16 protein-coding genes, 1 pseudogene and 2 riboswitches are annotated in these 20,288 nt (G+C 46.7%); of the genes and pseudogenes, 9 read left to right on the top strand and 8 right to left on the bottom strand.

Annotated elements, in window-relative coordinates:
- The first annotated feature begins 69 nt into the window (after window positions 1–69).
- A complete protein-coding gene (locus tag AC58UU_RS29965; protein WP_497321013.1) occupies window positions 70–2,373 on the top strand; it encodes a helix-turn-helix domain-containing protein in 2,304 nt (767 codons plus the stop codon).
- Between the two features lie 49 nt (window positions 2,374–2,422).
- Here the strand turns inward: AC58UU_RS29965 and AC58UU_RS29960 are convergent, their stop codons facing one another.
- Both AC58UU_RS29960 and AC58UU_RS29955 read right to left on the bottom strand, forming a co-directional pair.
- Entirely contained in the window at window positions 2,423–2,779 is a 357-nt protein-coding gene (locus tag AC58UU_RS29960) for a DoxX family protein (protein WP_497321011.1), read from the bottom strand.
- Window position 2,780: 1 nt separating this feature from the next.
- Window positions 2,781–3,548, bottom strand: a complete 768-nt coding sequence (locus AC58UU_RS29955; RefSeq protein WP_497321009.1) for a DODA-type extradiol aromatic ring-opening family dioxygenase — start codon at window positions 3,546–3,548, stop codon at window positions 2,781–2,783.
- A 179-nt stretch (window positions 3,549–3,727) separates the two neighbouring features.
- Between AC58UU_RS29955 and catR the strand changes: the two genes are divergently transcribed.
- Window positions 3,728–4,048: a catDE operon transcriptional regulator CatR gene (gene catR / locus AC58UU_RS29950; protein ID WP_171646033.1), complete on the top strand. Its 321-nt coding sequence runs from the start codon at window positions 3,728–3,730 to the stop codon at window positions 4,046–4,048.
- Between the two features lie 385 nt (window positions 4,049–4,433).
- Here the strand turns inward: catR and AC58UU_RS29945 are convergent, their stop codons facing one another.
- Genes AC58UU_RS29945 through AC58UU_RS29935 form a run of 3 tightly spaced genes read right to left on the bottom strand, consistent with a single transcriptional unit; the run spans window position 4,434 to window position 5,654 of the window.
- On the bottom strand, window positions 4,434–4,817 hold the full coding sequence (locus AC58UU_RS29945; RefSeq protein WP_497321007.1) for an ArsR/SmtB family transcription factor: 384 nt from the start codon (window positions 4,815–4,817) through the stop codon (window positions 4,434–4,436).
- Window position 4,818: 1 nt separating this feature from the next.
- The gene (locus AC58UU_RS29940) at window positions 4,819–5,244 is read right to left on the bottom strand and encodes an SRPBCC family protein (RefSeq protein WP_497321005.1); all 426 of its coding nucleotides are present in this window, start codon (window positions 5,242–5,244) and stop codon (window positions 4,819–4,821) included.
- A gap of 29 nt (window positions 5,245–5,273) precedes the next feature.
- Entirely contained in the window at window positions 5,274–5,654 is a 381-nt protein-coding gene (locus AC58UU_RS29935) for a hypothetical protein (protein WP_497321003.1), read from the bottom strand.
- Window positions 5,655–5,891: 237 nt separating this feature from the next.
- Here AC58UU_RS29935 and AC58UU_RS29930 point away from each other — a divergent pair, with 237 nt between their 5' ends.
- Window positions 5,892–6,893, top strand: coding sequence for a Gfo/Idh/MocA family protein (locus AC58UU_RS29930; protein WP_497321001.1), 1,002 nt, complete (start codon window positions 5,892–5,894; stop codon window positions 6,891–6,893).
- A gap of 487 nt (window positions 6,894–7,380) precedes the next feature.
- Window positions 7,381–7,470 (top strand): annotated as a pseudogene (locus AC58UU_RS29925) (23S rRNA (pseudouridine(1915)-N(3))-methyltransferase RlmH); the annotation flags it as partial.
- A gap of 100 nt (window positions 7,471–7,570) precedes the next feature.
- Here the strand turns inward: AC58UU_RS29925 and AC58UU_RS29920 are convergent.
- Together AC58UU_RS29920 and AC58UU_RS29915 are read right to left on the bottom strand one after the other, a co-directional pair.
- Window positions 7,571–8,230, bottom strand: a complete 660-nt coding sequence (locus AC58UU_RS29920) for a response regulator (RefSeq protein ID WP_497320999.1) — start codon at window positions 8,228–8,230, stop codon at window positions 7,571–7,573.
- A 2-nt stretch (window positions 8,231–8,232) separates the two neighbouring features.
- On the bottom strand, window positions 8,233–10,407 hold the full coding sequence (locus AC58UU_RS29915) for a histidine kinase (RefSeq protein WP_497320997.1): 2,175 nt from the start codon (window positions 10,405–10,407) through the stop codon (window positions 8,233–8,235).
- A 347-nt stretch (window positions 10,408–10,754) separates the two neighbouring features.
- Between AC58UU_RS29915 and AC58UU_RS29910 the strand changes: the two genes are divergently transcribed.
- Together AC58UU_RS29910 and AC58UU_RS29905 are read left to right on the top strand one after the other, a co-directional pair.
- Complete coding sequence (locus AC58UU_RS29910) at window positions 10,755–11,303, top strand: hypothetical protein (RefSeq protein ID WP_497320995.1); 549 nt, start codon at window positions 10,755–10,757, stop codon at window positions 11,301–11,303.
- A 76-nt stretch (window positions 11,304–11,379) separates the two neighbouring features.
- The gene (locus AC58UU_RS29905; protein WP_497320993.1) at window positions 11,380–13,233 is read left to right on the top strand and encodes a stalk domain-containing protein; all 1,854 of its coding nucleotides are present in this window, start codon (window positions 11,380–11,382) and stop codon (window positions 13,231–13,233) included.
- A gap of 100 nt (window positions 13,234–13,333) precedes the next feature.
- Here AC58UU_RS29905 and AC58UU_RS29900 read toward each other — a convergent pair whose 3' ends face one another.
- On the bottom strand, window positions 13,334–14,683 hold the full coding sequence (locus AC58UU_RS29900) for an APC family permease (protein WP_497320991.1): 1,350 nt from the start codon (window positions 14,681–14,683) through the stop codon (window positions 13,334–13,336).
- Window positions 14,684–14,770: 87 nt separating this feature from the next.
- Window positions 14,771–14,874, bottom strand: a riboswitch (guanidine-I (ykkC/yxkD leader).
- A 191-nt stretch (window positions 14,875–15,065) separates the two neighbouring features.
- A riboswitch (guanidine-I (ykkC/yxkD leader) is annotated at window positions 15,066–15,164 on the top strand.
- Window positions 15,165–15,234: 70 nt separating this feature from the next.
- Between AC58UU_RS29900 and AC58UU_RS29895 the strand changes: the two genes are divergently transcribed.
- From AC58UU_RS29895 to uca, 3 genes are read left to right on the top strand one after another with little or no spacing between them, the layout of a single operon-like run.
- On the top strand, window positions 15,235–15,957 hold the full coding sequence (locus AC58UU_RS29895) for an urea amidolyase associated protein UAAP1 (protein WP_497320989.1): 723 nt from the start codon (window positions 15,235–15,237) through the stop codon (window positions 15,955–15,957).
- Complete coding sequence (locus AC58UU_RS29890; protein WP_497320987.1) at window positions 15,958–16,611, top strand: urea amidolyase associated protein UAAP2; 654 nt, start codon at window positions 15,958–15,960, stop codon at window positions 16,609–16,611. It begins immediately after the preceding gene.
- 56 nt (window positions 16,612–16,667) lie between these two features.
- Window positions 16,668–20,288 carry an urea carboxylase gene (gene uca / locus AC58UU_RS29885; RefSeq protein WP_497320985.1) on the top strand — a complete coding sequence of 1,207 codons (3,621 nt, stop codon included), beginning with the start codon at window positions 16,668–16,670 and terminating at the stop codon, window positions 20,286–20,288.

The raw sequence follows: 20,288 nt of genomic DNA, 5'->3' as shown, positions 1-20,288 counted from the left end.
TTCCCTCCCGGACAGCCGTGTTAATGGTACAATAGATAACAAAACAATGCGCCGAAGCGGAGGTCCATCATGAGAACCAGCATATCCGGAAAAGCCATGATGATTTATGGTATCGTATTCCTTTTCATCATCGCCCTGACCTTCTGGTTGTCCTATACAGGCACTGTGGGCAGGCTGCAGAAGGACTTGCAGGATGCTAATCTTGCACTGTTGAAACAGGTTGATTCCAAGATCGAGGCTGCCTTTCGCCAGACGGAGAAGGATCTGCTCTCCATGGCGGAAGGGCTGGAATTTGTTTATTTTATGAATAACAGCTACAGTGATGACGGTCACAGATATAGCATTTACTATACTTTGACGAACAGGTTGAGGGAATTTATTTCAAATAATCCCAATTACTCCTCTGTCTTTGCGTATTCTCATATCAGTGGAGACTTAATGACAGAGGAAACCTATTTAAAGCAAGCATCGTCAGAGTTCAATTGGTTGGCCCAGTACCTGGATATGCCTGAATATTTTAAGTGGCTATCGACTCAGAAGGTATGGGATGGCCATGAGACCCAAGATGTGATTACCTTGGTCCGCAGCTTTCCTAGCCTCAGCAGTCCTGGCTTCAGGAAAGGTCTAATGGCAATTAGCATCAAAGAGGCTCAGTTGTCTCAGATGATTAAAGCGATCTACGAGGATGGGCACGCTGGTCAATTTTTCATTCTGGATGCGGAAGGGAATGTCGTCACTCATGACGATAAGAACCAGCTTTACCGCAATATGAAGTCGCTGCCGTATATACAGACGATATTAAGGGATCCAGACAGCGGATCCTTCAACGTGAAGCTGGACGGGATTCAGGAGTCTGTCTTTTACCGGACGAGCGGATACACAGGCTGGAAATTTGTCAGCATAATGCCGGAGTCCACCGTATTTGAGCCGATCAAGGTTACACGCAACCTGCTGCTCACATTTGCCGTCGTGATGTTCTTTTTAGCATTGGCTGCATTATTTTATGTAAATCGCTGGACCTTCAAGCCGCTGGATCGATTGGCAGGTAAGCTGTCCGGCGTGAACAAGCGGAGAGGGCAGGGGGCAGAGAGTATAGGACTCAGAAACCTGGAGCATATATTCGATGAGATGGTTACGGACCGCGAGCAATTGGAGCAGCATGTCAGGGATTCGAAGCCGATGCTCAAGTGGAAGATCATGATGGATGTATTGAACGGCAACCGTTCCGATTTCCATGCGATGTATCATCATTTGGAATTTTTGGGGATTCACATGTATGCGGAGCGCTTTATCGTGTGTACGGCTGAGATTGGCAAGGAAGGTGAACAGCTTGCTCCGCGGGACGAAACGTTGTACACGTATATGTTCTGCAATGTCGCGGAGGAGCTGATCCGAACTGAGCATGCGGGCTTGGCCATTGATTTGGGTGGCGGCCGGGCGGCTGTTCTTCTCAGCTTCGCAGAAGGTGATGCAGAGCAAAATCATTTGAGAACATTAGTCATACTTGAACTCATCCTTGATATCATGAAGAGGCAGTTTGGCTTAACGGTAACGATCGGAGTCGGCAAATGCCGCATGGAGATGAAGGAGATACCGATCTCGTTTGATGAATCGCAGAAGGCACTTCATTATAAAATGATCTTCGGCAAGCATTCGGTTATATCGGTAGATGACTTGCAGCCGCCGGACCGACAGGATTATTACAAGCTCAGCCGGATGATCGATCCGGTGATGGAAGCCATGAGGCAAACAGATCGCGTCAAGATGCTTACGTACTTATCGGATACATTCCGTGAAGCGGTTGGCAGCAATCTTCCTCCGGAGCTGATCAGGCAGCTGTGCTACGACCTTGTGATGAAATCTTTGCAAACCGTCAAAGCCATTGGGATTGAGCCGGAAATTTCGATGGGTCCCCTAAGCAGCTTTTATGACCGTATTGGAAAGTGTGAGAACTGGAAGGATGCGGAACGGCTAGTCGGAGATACTCTCGAGGGCTTGGCTTCACAAATTGAGGAAAAGCGCAATCAACGTGGGAAAAATGAGACGATCGAGCGAATGCTGGACTATATCCGAGAGCATTATCAGGAGTATGATCTGTCATTAGACCGGTTGGCCGAAATGTTTCATCTCACTCCGCCTTACATCAGCAGACTGTTTAAGGATCACACGGAAAGCAATTTTATTGATTACATGATCGAAATTCGCATTAAAGCGGCAATGGAGCTTTTGAAAGATAAGTCTATTAAAGTTAATGACGTTTCGGGAGCAGTCGGATATGCAAATACGAGAAGCTTCCTGCGTACCTTCAAAAAGTATACAGGCTTAACGCCAACGGAGTATCGGGAACACATGTCGAAGCCTATTCCGTCGTAAGTCGCAAATAACGGGTATCACCTGCCGTCTGGCTGGGATACCCGTTTGTTTATGCGCGTTTGGAACGCCTTAGTACAACAATTAATGCCAGGATGAGAAAGATAAGCGGTAATGCCGCGGTGCTCATACCTTGACTTGATCGGACATGAGTTAGCATAGCGCCAGCCATTATAATTACAATAATGCCAGCGGAGTAAAAAGAGATGCGCGGCTTCCAGAAGCCGATAACTAGCCCGATTCCAGCTAATAATTCAATAACTCCAACGACATACATGGCGTTTAAACCATACCCATAGGTTACTGTAAAAGCTTCCACCTGCATGGGATTTGTGGATAATTTCATAAAGCCAAACATTAGAAACGCGACTGTCAGCACACTTTGAAATATGCGAGTCGTCCATTTCATATTAAAAAGAGACCGAAAGATAGCTGAGCGAGCCGACTTCATAGCTGCGATGAATTACTTGAACGGGACGTTCTGGGTCGCCGCTGCCCATTGTAATAAAGAGCGGAATGAAATGCTCTGGTCTTGGCACAGCCATACGAGCATTCGGGGCTAAAGCAGCGTAGTCGAACAGCGCCTCCAGGTTCTGCGTTTGCATGTTCGAGATGAGCCAATCGTCGAAATCAACAGCCCAAGCGTCTGGCTCTTTGGCATCCCAATTAAGAGCTCGCAAGTTATGCACAGTAGCACCGCTTCCGATAATCAGGATATCCTCCTGATCGAGGCCGCGCAGTGCTTCGCCAATACGATACTGCTCCGCAGGCGGCAAGTACGGATTGACGGACACTTGAATGACTGGGCATTCTGGTGTTGGAAACATCCGTAATAGCGGAACCCAAGAGCCGTGGTCAAGCCCGCGCTGGGAATCCAAATTCACAGGAATGCCTTTCGCCGTGAAACGGTCAGCGATCATTCGAGCAAGCCCCACATCCCCTTTGGCAGGATATTTGATTTGAAACAGTTCATCCGGGAAGCCGCGGAAATCGTAGATGGTGTCATATACATCATTGGTGGACGAAATAGTGAGTACCTCTGTTTCCCAATGAGCCGTAAAAATGACAATAGCTTTCGGAGTAATCTTCTTGCCATAGTCGAGCAGGAATTGTGTGCAAGCTGTATCTTGAATAGCCATCATGGGAGATCCATGTCCTACAAATATAGGTGAAATCATGATAAAAACACTCCTTTATAAATTACTTTTCTTTATATTACTTAAATTCACTTAGTTACTTTATGTAACTGATATTACGTCAAAATGTTAGTTTCGTCAAGTAACTAAATTACTTTTTGTAACCTTGTATATCCGTGTCAACTTACTCTATAATAAATAGACATATAGAGGTGATAAACATGGAACGCAACCTATTGTGTCCTCGTTTCGAAAAAGCCGTAGAAATCCTTAGCAAGCGCTGGACATCGCTTATCGTTTTTCAATTACTATCAGGCCCGCAGCGGTTCATAAATATCGATCAGGCACTTCCGAATTTGAGCGGCAAGGTATTGTCGGAGCGACTGAAGGAGCTTGAGCATGAAGGCATCGTTAAGAGGGTAGTATTCCCAGAAAGTCCCGTTCGTATCGAATATTCACTTACGGACAAGGGACTGGCATTGGCGCCGATTTTCGGTGAGATTGCCAAATGGTCACAAGAGTGGCTGCCTGTTCAGGAGTAGGTTGTGCAAGAAAAGGTCATCTAACCTGCAAAAAAGTTGTAGGTTAGATGACCTTTTCGAGTAAGCGCGTGGTTCATTATGCGAATAAGGTAACTGAAGTTGCTTATTTTTCTTAATAGCCCGGTTATAAGTGCATAAGCAAGTTAGGCATGCTTATTGTTGGCTAATCCACCCTGGAAGTCTCGTTTATTAGCTAATAAGCATGTCCTAAGGTCTTATGTGACGAGATGCACTAATATTAGAATGAATAAGCAAGCTGAACTTGCTTATTTATAGCTAAAATGCTTTTCGTAGAAGGCTCAGTTAGTTCCGATTTGTAATGCCCCCTAAAGTATACAGACCGCTCATCTCCTATTGGAGAGAGCGGTCTGTATACTTTATCTTATTAATCATGTTTCTTAGGATCAACCAGTAGTTCCAAAGCGGATAAAGGATTTCCGCCTTCCTCATCGTTCGATTCAACGAACCGTTTAAGCACATTTAACTTGTTTTCCCAATAGCGTTCATAATAGGATAGCCAACGCTTCAACTCCATAAGCGGTTCCGCCTCCAGCCTGTATCGGGTCTCGCGGCCGACTTTGCGTTCTTTCACCAACCCGGCATCAGCTAAAATGCGAAGATGCTTGGATACCGCGGTGCGGCTTATCGGAAAATGGCCGGAGATAACCGTAACGGGCATCTCTTGCTCGCCGAGCAGCTTCAACACCTGACGGCGGGTCGGATCAGCGATCGCTTGAAAGACGTCATGCTTCTGCGAGGGGACTGCCATCTTAAGCCTCGACGTGAGCAGCCAGTTTCTTCGCCAGGCCAACCCAGCCCATCGACATTGTCTCACGAACAGCTGTGTGTGGTTGACCAAATTCCGTAACTTTATCTGCATCCCAGCCGGAGTGGATGAGGGTGAATTCCGTTTTGCCTTCTAAATCGGTTAGTTCAAAAGTCAGGGACCAATCCTTGCCCCATTCGAAAGACAAACGGTTCGGCGGGTCAAGCTCGGTTACTTTACAAGGGGATTTGCCAAAAGGTCCTGCTTCCAAGTGAAATTCATAGCCAACCTCTGGCTTGAAATCATTTGGCATGAGCCAAGCCGCGATGCCTTCAGATGTTGCTACAGCATTCCAAACCTTTTGAATCGGTGCGTTAAAAACTAGTGTTTGCTTGATATCCGGCAATGTGCCTTGAGTCTGATTTTCCATAAATAAGAAGCCTCCAATGATTAAATTATTTAGGATTTCGTTTTCACTTTACTCTTATGACGCAATCGCAGGGCTGACCATTTATCGTCCACCGCGACATTGCTTACAAGACGATAGTCTGTTTTCTCATCCATCAACTTCCATAGAATGTCTCGGTTAATGTCGGTTTTCACCTTCGAACTCTGCTTTGGATAGGTTATCCAGAACACAGCTTCATCGTTCAAAAAGGCAATCGCTTTAGGTGCCCATTCAGCCACCTCTGCGGCATTGTTAACAAAAAGCTGAACGAAATCGTAGGTCCCATTCGGCTCCTCATTATCCTCAATCCCAAGCTTGTAGCCTTCGGGTGCCTGAAGAACGAGAGCTCGTCCTTGCTTGTACCGCAGCTTCTTCAGCAATTCGTCCTGCATCGTAAGTCATTCCTTCCCGTATGTCCTTTTCGTATTGTGTCCAAAAAATTTGGTTTTCCAAAGGCATTACAATACGAAACCAAATGGTTACACAAAGGATTATACGAAACCTTTTGGTTTCATGTCAAGGGGGTCGTTAGGTAACAATTCTGGCTTGAAGTTTCTGTTCTCTTTTTCAACAACTCTGAAATCATGGTATAGTTATGAAAAACATAGAGTGGAACAAAGGAGAACGATATGATACGTTTTGCTGTTATTGGAACCAACTGGATCACGGAAGAATTCATTCATGCTGCCCGCGAGACGGGGGAGTTCGACTTAACTGCCGTATACTCGCGTACGGAGGAGAAAGCTGCGGAATTCGCTCAGAAATTTGAGGTTTCTCATATCTATACAAGCTTAGAAACGTTTGCGCAAAGTAAGGAATTCGATGCAGTTTATATTGCGAGTCCAAACTCGCTTCACGCTGAATACGCGATACTCTGTATGAATCATGGCAAGCATGTTATCTGCGAAAAGCCTGCGGCATCCAATACCGCTGAGCTCTCGGCGATGATTCAAGCTGCACAAACGAATAAAGTGGTGTTCATGGAGGCTCTCAAATCCACGCTGCTTCCTAATTTCAAGGCGATACAAGATAATTTACATAAGTTAGGGAAAATTCGGCGTTATTTTGCGAGCTATTGCCAATATTCCTCTAGATATGATGCTTATAAGCAGGGAACAGTACTGAATGCGTTCAATCCCATTTTTTCCAATGGCTCGCTTATGGACCTGGGCGTCTATTGTATTTATCCGTTGGCTGTGCTTTTTGGTGCTCCTGAACATGTACAAGCTAGTGGAGTGCTGCTGGAGTCGGGTGTGGATGGCGAGGGCAGCCTGCTGCTGAGCTACAAAGAGATGGATGCGGTTATCATGCACTCCAAAATTTCGAGCTCCTACCTGCCAACAGAAATTCAGGGTGAGCATGCGACAATGGTCATCGATAAAATCAACACACCTGAAAAAGTTGAAATCCGTTACCGAGATGGTTCAGTGGAAAACTTGACGCGGGAGCAAGGTGTAAGAACGATGCGCTATGAAGCGGAAGAATTTATTCGGCTTATCAAAAGCGGAACATTGGAGTCACCGACGAACTCACATGCGAATTCCAGCATTGCCATTGCCATTATGGATGAGGCTAGAAAGCAGATGGGGCTTGTTTTTCCTGCTGACCGTAAGGCGGGTCAGTTCGAATAGGCGAAGGTAGTGAAGCGTTCTTGCAAATGAATCAAAGATTGCCGCAAATCATTCCACCAATAAACGTGAGAAGAATAACGGTTTACGCCGTCCTTTTGGGCAAGAGTGACTATCAAGGTTGAGTAAGTTCGATACTGGCGTGCGAAGTTGTACTTTGTACAACATTAAGCAAGATATTCGGCGTTATTGCGGCAATTGTTGCAGAAACTGCAACATTTTCTCCCGAATGTAGCTCAATTGGGTGAAATACGGGGAAAATGTTGCAAAAAATACCACAACAGCAGCTTGTTGCGAAGAAACAGTCGAAATTGTTGTACGTTGTACAACTTTTGCCTATTTAAACCGGGTGAGGACTGTCACATAGACAACAAATTCAATAACCGAATGAAAATTCGGTTATTCTTTATCTTACTCAGCAACACCCAACACTGCCAAGGTGCAGATGATAGAGGTGCCGGACGATAAGGCACCGGAGAACATGAGCCCTACTGAGGAACAGCAGCTGATGCGGTTGGTGCTGGTGGAGCGGGTTAATCGCGTGATACGGATAAATCGCGGGGAACCCTACCATAAGTAACGGCTAAATTTTCAGTGAAATCCTTCGTCGTATTTATAGGGCTTCAGTCGGGATATCCCCGCTTCAATAAATAATGGTTTTTCGTTACTCGATTAAATACTCACTCACCCTCTTCCGTACCAAACAAATCCCGGGATGTGCTCAAGAGTTTTTTAGCTTCATGGCGATCTGCAACTTGGAGTTTGTTTAAGATATTCGTGACATGATTGGCGACAGTTTTCACACTCAGTTGAAGACGTGAGGCAATTTGCAAGTTTGTACATCCGTCGGATATAAGCTCCAATATTTCGCTTTCACGACCGGTTAGTTCGGAGAGAGCAGGGTTGGCAAGTTGTGATTGTTGCGGCATCATAAAATAATGCATCATGCGTGCCGCGATGTCCGAACTAAATACGGCTCCGCCTCTTTCAACCATGCGAATTGACTGCAGCAGCTCCATTTCTCCTGCGTCCTTTAGGACATAGCCTCTTGCTCCCATTTGCATAGCGGTAAAGACGGATTTGTCGTTCTTCAGCATGGTTACAATTAAAATTTTCATATCGGGGAGCTTTTCCCTGATAATTCTTGTAGCTTCAATTCCGTTGATACCGGGCATCCGAACATCCATAACGATGACATCCGGATGCAGGGATACAGCCATATCAACGGCTTCTTCTCCTGTAGCCGCCTCCCCGATTACCTGTAAATCATCCGTTGTTTGAATTAAATTTCTTACGCCGCTGCGAAATAACGGATGGTCGTCCACTAATAGGATCTTCATACCTAATCCTCCCTATGTGAGAATGGCAGCAGTGCTTTTACACGTGTTCCGCCTGTTTCCAATCGTTCAAATACACATTGACCGCCTAGCTCCTTCGCACGCTCGCGGATGGATGTTAAACCGATTCCACCATTACCTGACGGCTTGATGTGGACGGGAATACCAATTCCATTATCTAAGACTTCTATTTGCAATTCATTTGCCGAATTCATCTGCAAATATACGTCGCAAATTGTAGCTTTCGCATGTTTTACGATGTTTACGAGCGACTCTGTTACGATGCGATAGGCCGCCACTTCCACCGCTGCCGGCAAATCGGGAAGCTCTTGAGGAATATGTAATTTTGCACGCAAAGGGGTGATATGCAGGGATGCGGATACTTGTTCCGATGTTTTGATGGTGTCTTCAATACGCGCCTTAATTGAGCCTATCAAGCCAAACTCATCAAGTGTCGGTGGACGCAAGTCGTGAACCATGGTTCGAATATCATCAACCGTAGAACGGATCGTCATCCTTAATTCTCCAAGCAGGACGAAGGCCTTATTGGGATTCTTTTCAATATATTGCTCGGCCGCTGCCACATTAAAAGCTAAAGACATCAAACGGGGTGCAAGGTCGTCATGAAGATTTCTGCGAATTTGTCTCCGTTCTTCTTCCCTGGCATAGATGAGACGTGTGCGGGAGTCTTGCAGGTCTCTGGCTAGAAGCTTCATATCGCTGGCCATATTCACGCTATGAACAATCTGTCCTGCTTGCCGCAAAAGGACATCCAGCAACTTACGATCCTCCGACGTAAAGACTTCTCCGGGAGACCGGCTGGAAAGAAGCAGCTTGCCAAGCACCTCTCCGCCGTGAATGATGGGGATATCCTGCACGTCAAAAGCTGTTTTCCCCGCTACAGACATAAGTTTCTCTTGTCCATTGATGCTGATAGAAATGCCGACGTAGGGGAGCCGAAGGGCATCCTGAATTGTTTTGACCATAATATCGAGCAATGAGTCGTGATCAATCGGTTTGATTAAGTGATCCCCTAGTTCGGCAAGCACGGCAAACGGGTCGTCGTGCTTTCCCTTCATTATTCTGTTTACGATACGCTGTAGTCGTTCTTTTAGAGGCATGAATAAAAAAGCAACGATAGATGTCGCCACCAGCGAAATGATGAAGTTCCCTTCGGTCTGAAACACATGACTAAAATACAGGACGGAGAAAGAGTAGATAAGGACGATAGAAAGATATAAGGCTCCGTACACAATCGTTCGGTTGACAAGCGGATCAATATCCCATAACCGGTGTCGTAGGATGGCAAATGTCAGTGTTAAAGGGATGAGGGCAACAAATACATGGAGTGACGCATTCAAATAAATATAAGATATAGGATTGTCGGCAAAAACCTGGTAAACGATCAAACCGCTTACCCCGATAAATCCCAGAAAAGAAATCGAAACGCCATAAACCACCCATTTCGTCTGCTGCCGCTCTTCTGACGAGGATATTTTCATGTAGCGGTAAAACTGAGAATAGATCATCGTACCAATAGCTGATAAATAGTAGATAATTTTAGCCATTCCCGACCAATTTTCCAAATCAAGCACGGTACCGGGGAATACGAAACTAACGATTTGCACTATGGAAAAGGGGATAAAAACGTAATAAGTTCGGGAAGGTGAAAACCGACCGATCGGAAACAACAGAAATAACAGGAAAAGGGAAATCCATCCAATTGCCCTGACGCCATCATTCCATCGTTCCCATAACGAGATTCCTTCAGAAGCTATGTCGACTAATGAGGGGAAGGTTGTTCCGTATGCCACGAGGGCAAGCACGGCAATGGAACCCATAACCCCCTTCTTGCATTTCCAAATAATAACCGCTGAGGCTATATAAAAGAGAAGAGGGAGAACGCAATCGATAATGACGAAGGCAAGCGCATAGGTATCTGGCGTAAAATGATAACGGTTTAGAGCCTCTATTGTTGTCGGCGGAGCGGGAGACATGGGACCGCATAATTGCAATACACATTTGTTGCGTAAATTTTCATAGTAATTGGAAATAGCGCCAATAAAGAAAATGAACGTTGCGATACTAAATGTGACGGAAAAAGCTTGCAAAAGCCATATAGGATGTATTTTTTCCATTATGGACGGTCGATCTCGCTTTATCGGATTCGGTACTGACATCTTGCTACCTTCCTTTCTACCTAGAGGAACCAATAAGAAAATTATGGATGTCCCCAAAATAAATATATACGTAAACCCTTGATTTGACGAGGGATTGTCACGAAAAAAACAGAAAAACACCCTTTCCTTTGGTAAAAATGAAGTCACCACAACAAATCAACCAAGGAGGATGTTTTTTATGTCTATCGTACCAAATACCTCAGTTTCTGAACAGCAGTTAAATTATCATTTCCCGAAATTACCCATGTAAACTTCCCGCAGCAGCTAGGAGCAGCTACTCTTCAAAACAGGAATATAGGTTTGTTATGTTTATTACAAGAAATCGAAATTAAATGGAGGATGAAAAAATGACACTGGAGAGAGTAGTCAAGTGGCTTGGGTTTCTTTGCGTATTGGCGGGAATCATCAGAATGGGGATGACACCGTCGTCGCTCATTTGGGGAGATGATAGTACGCCGGAGGTTATTTGCGGATTCACGGCCTGTATTTTGATGGCCATCAGCTCCATTGCGCTTTACATGGCGCAGTCCCGTGAAACCGGGGTACTTGGATTTATTGCAGCTGTAATCCTTATGATCGGGAACTTGTTGGTAGCATCTAATTTTTATGGTTTGTTCGCATACGGCTTTTACGCCAAAGATGGAGCGTTCGCGAGTATGATGGGAGGAGTTTCGGGCATGGGGATGCTGCTGGGGACAATTATACTTGCGATTCTGACCTTCCGCGCAAAAGTGTTTCCGCGTTGGACGGTTATCCTGATGGTCATTATGCTGGTTTCATTCGGACTTCCATGGCTTGACAAGTGGTTTGCCTTCTTCTGGGGTCTATCATATGTAGGAATGGGTTTTCTAATTTGTACAGGAAAATATAATACCAAGCAGGCTGCTATGACTTAGGAATACAGGTTTATTATGTTTATTACTAGAAGTCGAAATCAAATGTTGGTATGACATTGAGGGAGGAAAAAGTATTATGTCTAATTCACGAAATAAAATGCAATCATTGCTAATAAGCTCGGTGTTGGGTGGAATGCTTGCATTTGCCGGTATCGCGTCTGCTTTTGGTGAGACAACACCTACTGGTGCTGAAATTAAGGAGTTCAGTCTGTTGGATACGGCTTCTGACGTTGTCGGCTCAGCTGACTTCACGCCGGAGGGTAATAAAGATGGCCACTTCAAGCTGTTGCTGAGCCTAGCGCAGAAAACGGTCATTAATGCGGTTGTACTTCGTTCTACGGATGATTACGGCAAGGACAATTTTCAGGGAGTGTGGAGAACAAACCGCGCCACCACCGGCTGGCTGCTCGGCATTGTCCAGGATAAAACAGTAACAACATCAAGCGGCACCACCCATGAAAGTGAAATCATTAACCCAGGTTTTCGAAAAGATGTAAAGGAACCTGTCGGTGAGTTCAATGGAGAGCTTAAATTCGACTTATATGCTAGCAACAACGGAACGATTAAGGAAACGCAGTCTTATGTGCTGGAAATCGAGACTCCGCAAGGTACGATTGTTTCCAAACCGATTAAATATAACAAGCCGATGAAATCGGGAGGGACAGCAACATCGCCTACACCAGCTCCAACACCTTCCCAGAATCCGCCATCAACAACGCCAACTCCAACATCTACTCCAAGTCCGACGCAGCCTACACCGACAACACCTACACCAAATCCAGTACCTCCATCATCACCTGCTCCTGCGGAAGGGCCGACGATCCACGTATTTCTCAAGGGCCAAGAGCTTCACTTTGATGGTGCCCAGCCTATTCTAAAGGATGGTTCAACACTAGTTCCATTCCGCAAACTCTTTGAAACCCTCGGTTTTACGGTGAAATGGGTTGAGAATGGCAATATCCAACAGGCGCTTGGAACGAAAGACGGTTTATCTATAGAATTAACGATTAACAGTACTATCGCAAAAGTAAACGGAAAGAACGTCAGCTTGGACGTTCCTGCCAAAATCATTAATGGAAACACGTTGGTTCCATTGCGCTTCGTGGCGGAGAACAGCGGTTTCCAAGTCTCTTACTCCCGAGAGGGCAATGTTGCGACGATCCAAATCGAAGATGCCGATGTTGCGACTTATCCCGATCCAACTACGGATCCAACACCAGTACCAACACCAGTGCCAACACCAGTACCAACACCAGATCCAGCACCCATTCCGTCTAAAGAGGAGATTGAACCTTATGTCGTTAAAGGTTACGTACGCGACGCGAAAGGCCATCCAGTACCAGATGTTTCGATCTTTGCGGATAATACCTTGCTTTACGACAGCAATATCCTTGGAGTCACCGATGAATCAGGACATTATCGGATTGAATTACCGCAAATCACAACAACATGGCGAATGGGCGCTGACCTCACCAAAGAGTTTAACGGCAAGAGTTTCACCTTCCATTTAGCAGCTGACGTCGACCGTCCGCTTGCGGGGAGCGCGGGAGCTGTCCGAGATTTTACTTGGAAGAAGTTTGATGGTCAAATTTATATTTATCCCAATTTTTCATCATTCGATGAAAGCCTGCCTGAGTTCGATATGAGCGATCTTGAAATAACACTTACGCCTGTCGGTCCATTGATTGACGGAAGCACAGGCCAAAAGCTGATTAAGCACGGCGGCCCTGTCAAAGGCGGCGCGGGTATCGATAATGTACCAATCGGACGATACAAGGCGACAGCCAGATGGCTGCCTGAAGGACATGAACCATTTCCCATGCAGATAAGTGTTAATAGCGGCAAATATGCTGAATCTGCTGAATTCGAATTTGACATATCCAGAACCGCTTCCTACTATATAAGCGAGTTTGAAGTTAAGCTTCCTTAGCATTTGCTGTGAATCGAAACAAAGATATGAATATAAGCAGATGCGCGTTAAACCTAAAAAGGACCGTCAGGATGATCTTTCCTGACGGTTTTTCTTTCTTCTATTCCAAAGACCCGGAAGGACGGCCGCCGCCCGTGATGATGGGTCTACTTGCCACGGTTAGCGTACGTGCGGAGCGCTTTCGAATCAAATGATACATAATGCCCGCGAGGAGCCATACGCCTCCCATCCATAGGGCATCTTTGTCGAGCAGAGACAATAGATAGCCAATGAATCCGGCTCCGATTAAAGGGAGAATGAGATAGAGGAACGTTTGCTTCGGCGAGCGCTGCTTATCTTTGATGTATTTTTGAACAATAACTGAGATGTTTACAAAGAAGAAGGCCGTTAATGCCCCGAAATTCACGAATTTCACAGCATTATCTAGCGATATTACAAGAGCGAGCAGAGAGACGACGCTTACGATCACGATGTTGGTGACAGGTGTGTTGAACTTAGGATGAAGGGATCCGAACACCTGTTTAGGGAGAACGGAATCGCGCCCCATCACGAAGAGGAGACGAGAGACGCTAGTTACCGATGATAAGCCTTGGGTAAAAATAGCGAGTATAAGCACGGTGATGAACACTGAGCTAAGTGCTGCTCCGCCGACGAGTTTCACGATCTCGAACCCAGCCGAATCTATATTGATGAAGGTTAGCTGTGGATAAACCAGCTGTGTCAGGAAAGACGGAACCAAGTAAAGAATACTTGCTGCGATGATGATAATCATGATGGCCCGAGGGATCGTTTTCTCGGAGTTTTTGGTTTCTTCCGACATGGTCGTGACTGTATCAAAGCCTAAAAATGAGAAGCAGATCATCGATGCTCCCGCAAGAATGGTGGAGAAGGGTACTTCGGTTTGCAGGAATGGCTGCAGCGGATGAACGTCTCCGGTGATATTGCGGAAAAGGAAAAGGCAGAAGACCGTGATAAAAAGGATCTGAATCCAGACGAACAGCTTGCTGATATTTGCAGAAAACTTAATGCCAATAATATTTACGATGCCGAGAACGATATTGAGCCCAATGATCCAGACATACGCCGGAATGGACGGGAATTGTGCATGAAGATAGATGCCGAAGGTGAGGCAGGCAATGATGGGGGAGAAGAAGTAGTCAAGAAGCAGTGCCCAGCCGACTAGGAAACCTAAGTAGGGATGAATACTTTTCTTCGTATAGGTGTATGCGGAGCCTGATGTGGGAAAAGATTTGGACATAACACCATAGCTGTACGCGGTGAAGAAGATAGCAACGAAGGCAAGCAGGTAAGCTTGCGTCAGCATGCCATGTGCATTCTCATAAGCAATGCCGTAGATGGAGAAATAAATCATAGGCGTCATCCATGCCAGCCCCATGTAAACGACTTGGGACAGGTTTAAAGATTTGCGTAGTGTGACTTCTGATTTCATGATGTTAACACTCCCTTATCCTTGTTTGTCGGTGATCGTACGGAGCGTATATGCAAAAAAGCCAAGGAGATATCTATGAAACAGATATCCTCCCGGGCTTTTATCCCTCCGTGAACACAGGGTTAGCTGTGCGTTTTCTCTTGGTCCAGACCGAGGCTGCTTGCACTCGCGGAACCCTAGAAAACCATGTATGTGATGAATCATTACTTACTTATTAGCAAAAACCGCATTTCACTTTGTTGTGTTAGATATTTGTCTTATGTGTAAGTAAATATAACACATAGTTAATCTCGTGAGAAGTATTTTAGATAAAAGAAGGAATTAATCTAGAAGTTATTGACACATATCATTAACGATGTTATGTTTAGTAACACAAACGAATACGATTGTTTACTAGGGTTCCGCCGGTCATGACCGGGCTGGTCCGAGAGTAAACCGCTCTTGTAGAAGAGCGCCACGGAAGGATAAAAACCTGGGAGATATCACCAAGACATTTGAGTCTTGTGATGTCTCCCTTTTTGTTTAACGACATGGCGAAGGAGATTGGTAGCATGGATAACATTTGGAGCAAGACGATAGGGCCGGGCGGCAAGTGGTCAGGAGCGATTGGTAGAGGGAAGTTGATTCGTTTTACGGCGCTGGAGGCGGGCGCGAATGTGTCTATACAAGTGTTCCACGCGAAGGATCTTACGGAGCGCTACAATATGCCGGATACGCTGAAAGCCCAGCATACAGCACATTTGACACGCGGTAACGTGCTGATGAGCGACAATGGCCGAGCGTTAGTGAGTATTGTGGAGGACAGTATCGGTTGGCATGATCCGCTTAGCGGATACACAAGCCGTACGGCTACAGATGCCAAGTACGGGACGACGAATTTCCAAGAGCAGCGGAATGAGTGGCTGCGGAGCGGGCAAGAAAACTTTGCAGTAGAGTTGGTGCGTAATGGTCTCAGCATGCGCGATATGATGCCGGTTGTGAATTTATTTTCCAAAGTTTTTTGTGATGACAATGGGGATATGCATTTTAGTGCTGCTCATTGCCCTGCGGGTGCCACGGTTACGCTGCGTACGGAATTAGATTCCTTGCTAGTCTTATCGAACACACCGAACCCGCTTGACCCAAGATCAACTTATCCATCTGTGCCAGTCAAAATAGAGGTGCTATCCGCATCGCCTGTGGGTGAAGATGATTATTGCTTGAATTATCGTCCGGAAAATCGCAGAGCTTTTGAAAATACATGGGAATATCACACGCTGTTAGGAGGAATTTAAATGGCTGTTTTTAATCGAGTGGAAAGCCCTCGCCTCGCCCGGGATGCCATCTATAGCGAAGTTATTCAAGCGGGAGACGGTTGGATGCGCGTTTTGAAGCCAGGGCAAGTGCTCCGCATTGTCGACCTGGAAGGGAATCAGGCGGCAGACACGCTGTTTTATGATGCAGAGAATCCTGAAGATCATTATAGTGCGGTCGCGACGATTGCAGGTCAAAGCAACATTTATCTCAGCACAGGCTCTGTCCTTCGAGCGGAATCTGGTAAGGCATTGCTTGAAATCGTAGCCGACACCTGCGGGCGCCATGATACGGTCGGTGGTTCGTGCTCGGCTCAAAGCAACACGGTGCGCTACTCGCACGATAAGCTGTCGATGCATAATTGTCGGGATACGTTTATGCTGCAGCTTGCACAGCACGAAAGCGGAGCATATACGAAGCGGGATTTGGCGCCGAACATTAACTTCTTTATGAATGTACCTGTCACACCGGATGGTGGGCTGAAGTTCGATGATGGCGTTTCCGCTCCAGGCTGCTATGTAGAGGTCCATTCGCTAGGCAGCTCTATGGTGCTTATCAGCAACTGCCCGCAGCTTAATAATCCTTGTAATGCCTATAATCCGACGCCGATTCAGGTTCTTATTTGGGAGAAGTAAGTTCCTTTGCTTAATAGGAGATAGATGGTCTACGAAATTCGAAGGGTGTGGATACGATGTTTACTAAAGTGCTGATTGCTAATCGTGGCGCTATCGCTGTACGCATTGAACGTACTTTGCGCAAGCTCGGGGTTGCGTCCGTTGCTGTATATACGGGGGCAGATCAAGATAGTTTACATGTGGATGGGGCGGATGAAGCTGTTCTGATCGGTGAAGGACCGGCGAAGGAAAGCTATCTGAATATAGAGTTGATTTTGAAAACAGCCCTGGAAACCGGTGTGCAGGCGATTCATCCCGGTTACGGCTTTCTGAGTGAAAATGCTGACTTCGCTCGTGCTTGCCGTGAGAATGGCATTGTGTTTATCGGCCCTACACCTGAGCAAATGGAGATGTTCGGACTCAAGCATTCTGCACGGGAAATCGCTGAAAAAGTCGGCGTACCAATGCTGCCGGGAACACCGCTGATTACAGAACTGGATGAGGCATTAGTTGAAGCTGCACGTATTGGTTACCCTGTTATTCTCAAAAGCACAGCAGGTGGCGGCGGCATTGGGATGCGAGTTTGCACAGATGAGGCAACATTAAGAGCTGCTTATGATGGCGTTCGCCATTTGGCAGAGACGAATTTCAAAAACGGCGGCATGTTTCTTGAAAAATATATCGCGAGAGCACGTCACGTTGAGGTGCAAATTTTCGGAAATGACTTCGGTGAAGTCGTTACGCTGGGTGAGCGAGATTGTTCCATTCAGCGTCGTAACCAGAAGGTTATTGAAGAAAGCCCGGCTCCGAATCTGTCAGATGAAGTTCGTGAGGCAATGTTCGCTTCCGCAAAGCGTCTTGCTGCAGAAGTGGGCTATCGCAGTGCGGGTACCGTGGAATATCTTTATGACCCGGAAACGTGTGAGTTTTACTTCCTCGAGGTCAACACGAGACTACAGGTTGAGCACGGTGTGACGGAAGAAGTGCTGGGTATTGACCTTGTCGAGTGGATGGTGCTTGAAGCGGCGAATGAACTGAAGGATATTCAATCGCTTATCCGTAAGCCGGTAGGGCACAGTATTCAAGCGCGGATTTACGCGGAGGACTGCCTCCAGCAGTTCCGTCCGAGTGCAGGGCAGTTGGATCGGGCGGTCTTCTCTGAGAAAGCGAGGAATGAGACGTGGGTCAGGGACGGGTTGACTGTAACGACGCTATACGATCCGATGCTGGCTAAAATTATTGTCCACGGTGTAGATCGTTTGGACGCCATTCGTAAATTGATCGAAGCGTTAGCGGAAACGCGCATGTATGGAATTACAACGAATCTGCAGTATTTGCAGTCTCTACTGCAAGAGAAAGATTGCGTAGACGGGAACGTCTTCACGCAATTGCTGAATACGTTCGAGCCTGTGGAACGGGCTCTGGAAGTTGTAGACGGCGGGATCCAAACCACCGTTCAGGACTTCCCAGGCCGCATCCGTCACTGGGATGTGGGTGTGCCGCCTTGCGGACCGATGGATCGGCTATCGTTCCGTATCGGTAACAAGCTGCTTGGCAACGATGACAATGCCTGCGGATTAGAAATGACGCTGCGCGGAGGTTCTTATAAGTTCCGCAGCGACATGTGGTTCTGCGTCACTGGCGCAGATATGCAAGGGGAGCTGGATGGAACGGCTATTGTAACGTATAAGCCGGTGTTGGCGGCTCGCGGTCAAGTGCTGAGCTTCGGTGAGGCGAAAGAAGGTATGCGTACTTATCTTCTTATCGGCGGCGGCTTGGATATGCCGAAAATTCTCGGAAGCTCATCCACGTTCACGCTGGGCGGCTTCGGTGGTCATGGCGGTCGAGCGCTGCGTACGGGAGATGTGCTGGGTGTGAATGAAGGCGGAAGTCCAGTTCAAGAGTCGGCAGAGCTTGCTCTGGAGCATCGTCCTGTGATGACGCGTGAGTGGACGATCGGTGTGATCCCTGGACCGCATTGTACAGGTGAGTTTTTGCACGCGGAATACTTGGATCAATTGACGGAAACGAGTTGGGAAGTTCATTTTAACTCCTCAAGGACGGGGGTTCGTTTGAAAGGACCTGCTCCGCTGTGGACACGTGAAGATGGCGGGGAAGCGGGGCTTCATCCATCCAATATTCACGATAATGCGTATGCTGTCGGTACGCTGGATTTGACGGGGGATATGCCTATTCTTCTTGGACCGGATGGCCCGAGTCTTGGTGGTTTCGTATGTCCGGTGACGACGGCGTCTGCTGAGTTTTGGAAGCTCGGTCAGCTTCATCCGGGTGATACAATTCGCTTCCATTTGCTGACGCTGCCGGAAGCAGAAGCTTTACGCGATCTGCAGGAAAGTAATTTGCGTGCGATTGGTGAGGGGGATTTCGGACGGCTGGTGCTTGTACAGCTCCCTGCTGTTAATGAAGAGATTACGCCGGAATATCCGCGTCTTTTCCATGAAACAGCTAACCGCAGATTTCCAATCACGATCCGCTGCTGTGGCGATCAGAATTTACTCGTTGAGTATGGTGAACTTGAGCTGGATTTGCTGCTGCGTTTCCAAGTGCAGGCTTTGATGCAAGCCATTGTGGAATGTGGCTCGATTCCGGTGCTGGATTTAACGCCAGGGATTCGTTCCTTGCAAATTCACATCGACCCTTCACAAATAACGGTAAGCGAAGCGTGTAAGAAAATTGTTGAGATTGACGCAGCGCTGCCTCCATTAGAAGAGTTCCGCGTACCTTCGCGTATTGTTCGTTTACCGCTTTCTTGGGATGACCCCGCGACACAGTTGGCTATTCAGCGTTATCAACAAGGGGTGCGTCCAGATGCGCCTTGGTGTCCGAGCAATCTGGAATTCATTCAGCGCATTAATGGATTAGATAAAATTGATGATGTTAAAAAGATTGTTTATGACGCTAATTATTTGGTGCTTGGATTAGGTGACGTATATTTGGGGGCTCCTGTAGCCACGCCTGTCGACCCGCGTCATCGCCTTGTCACAACGAAATATAACCCTGCACGAACTTGGACACCGGAAAATGCTGTTGGTATCGGCGGTGCTTACATGTGTGTGTATGGGATGGAAGGTCCTGGAGGTTATCAATTCGTAGGACGTACTATTCAAATGTGGAATCGCCTGCGCTCAACGGAGAGCTTCAAGGCGGGTAAACCTTGGTTGTTAAGGTTCTTTGATCAAATCCAATTTTACGAGGTCAGCGCTGAGGAATTGCTTCAACTGCGTGAAGACTTCCCGAGAGGCCGATATGAAGCGGATATTCAAGAAACGACCTTTGATTTAGGTGAATATTTGCAATTCCTAAGCTCCATCGAAGAGAGTACGGAAACTTTCCGTAAGCAGCAGCAAATTGCTTTTAAAGAAGAGCGGGAGAGCTGGAAGGCGAAGGGATTAGCTGAGTATGTATCCGAGCTGGAGACTGTCAATGAAGGACCAGAGGATGAGCTGCCGGCAGGGACTGTTGCTGTACGCGGAATTATGCCGGGAAGCGTGTGGAAACTTCTTGTTTCTCAGGGTGAACAAGTGAAGAAGGGCGATCAACTGGCGATTCTGGAAAGTATGAAAATGGAGTTCCCGCAGCATGCGCCTTGTGATGGATTTGTTTCTATGATTCAAGTGAAGCCTGGAGATCAAGTTCATGCAGGTCAGTTGATTCTCGGTATTGCACAATCTGCTTAA

It is taken from the genome of Paenibacillus sp. JT22N1 (assembly GCF_059692155.1).
Note: the sequence above shows the minus strand (reverse complement) of the source record. Positions and strands in the feature narration are given on the sequence as shown.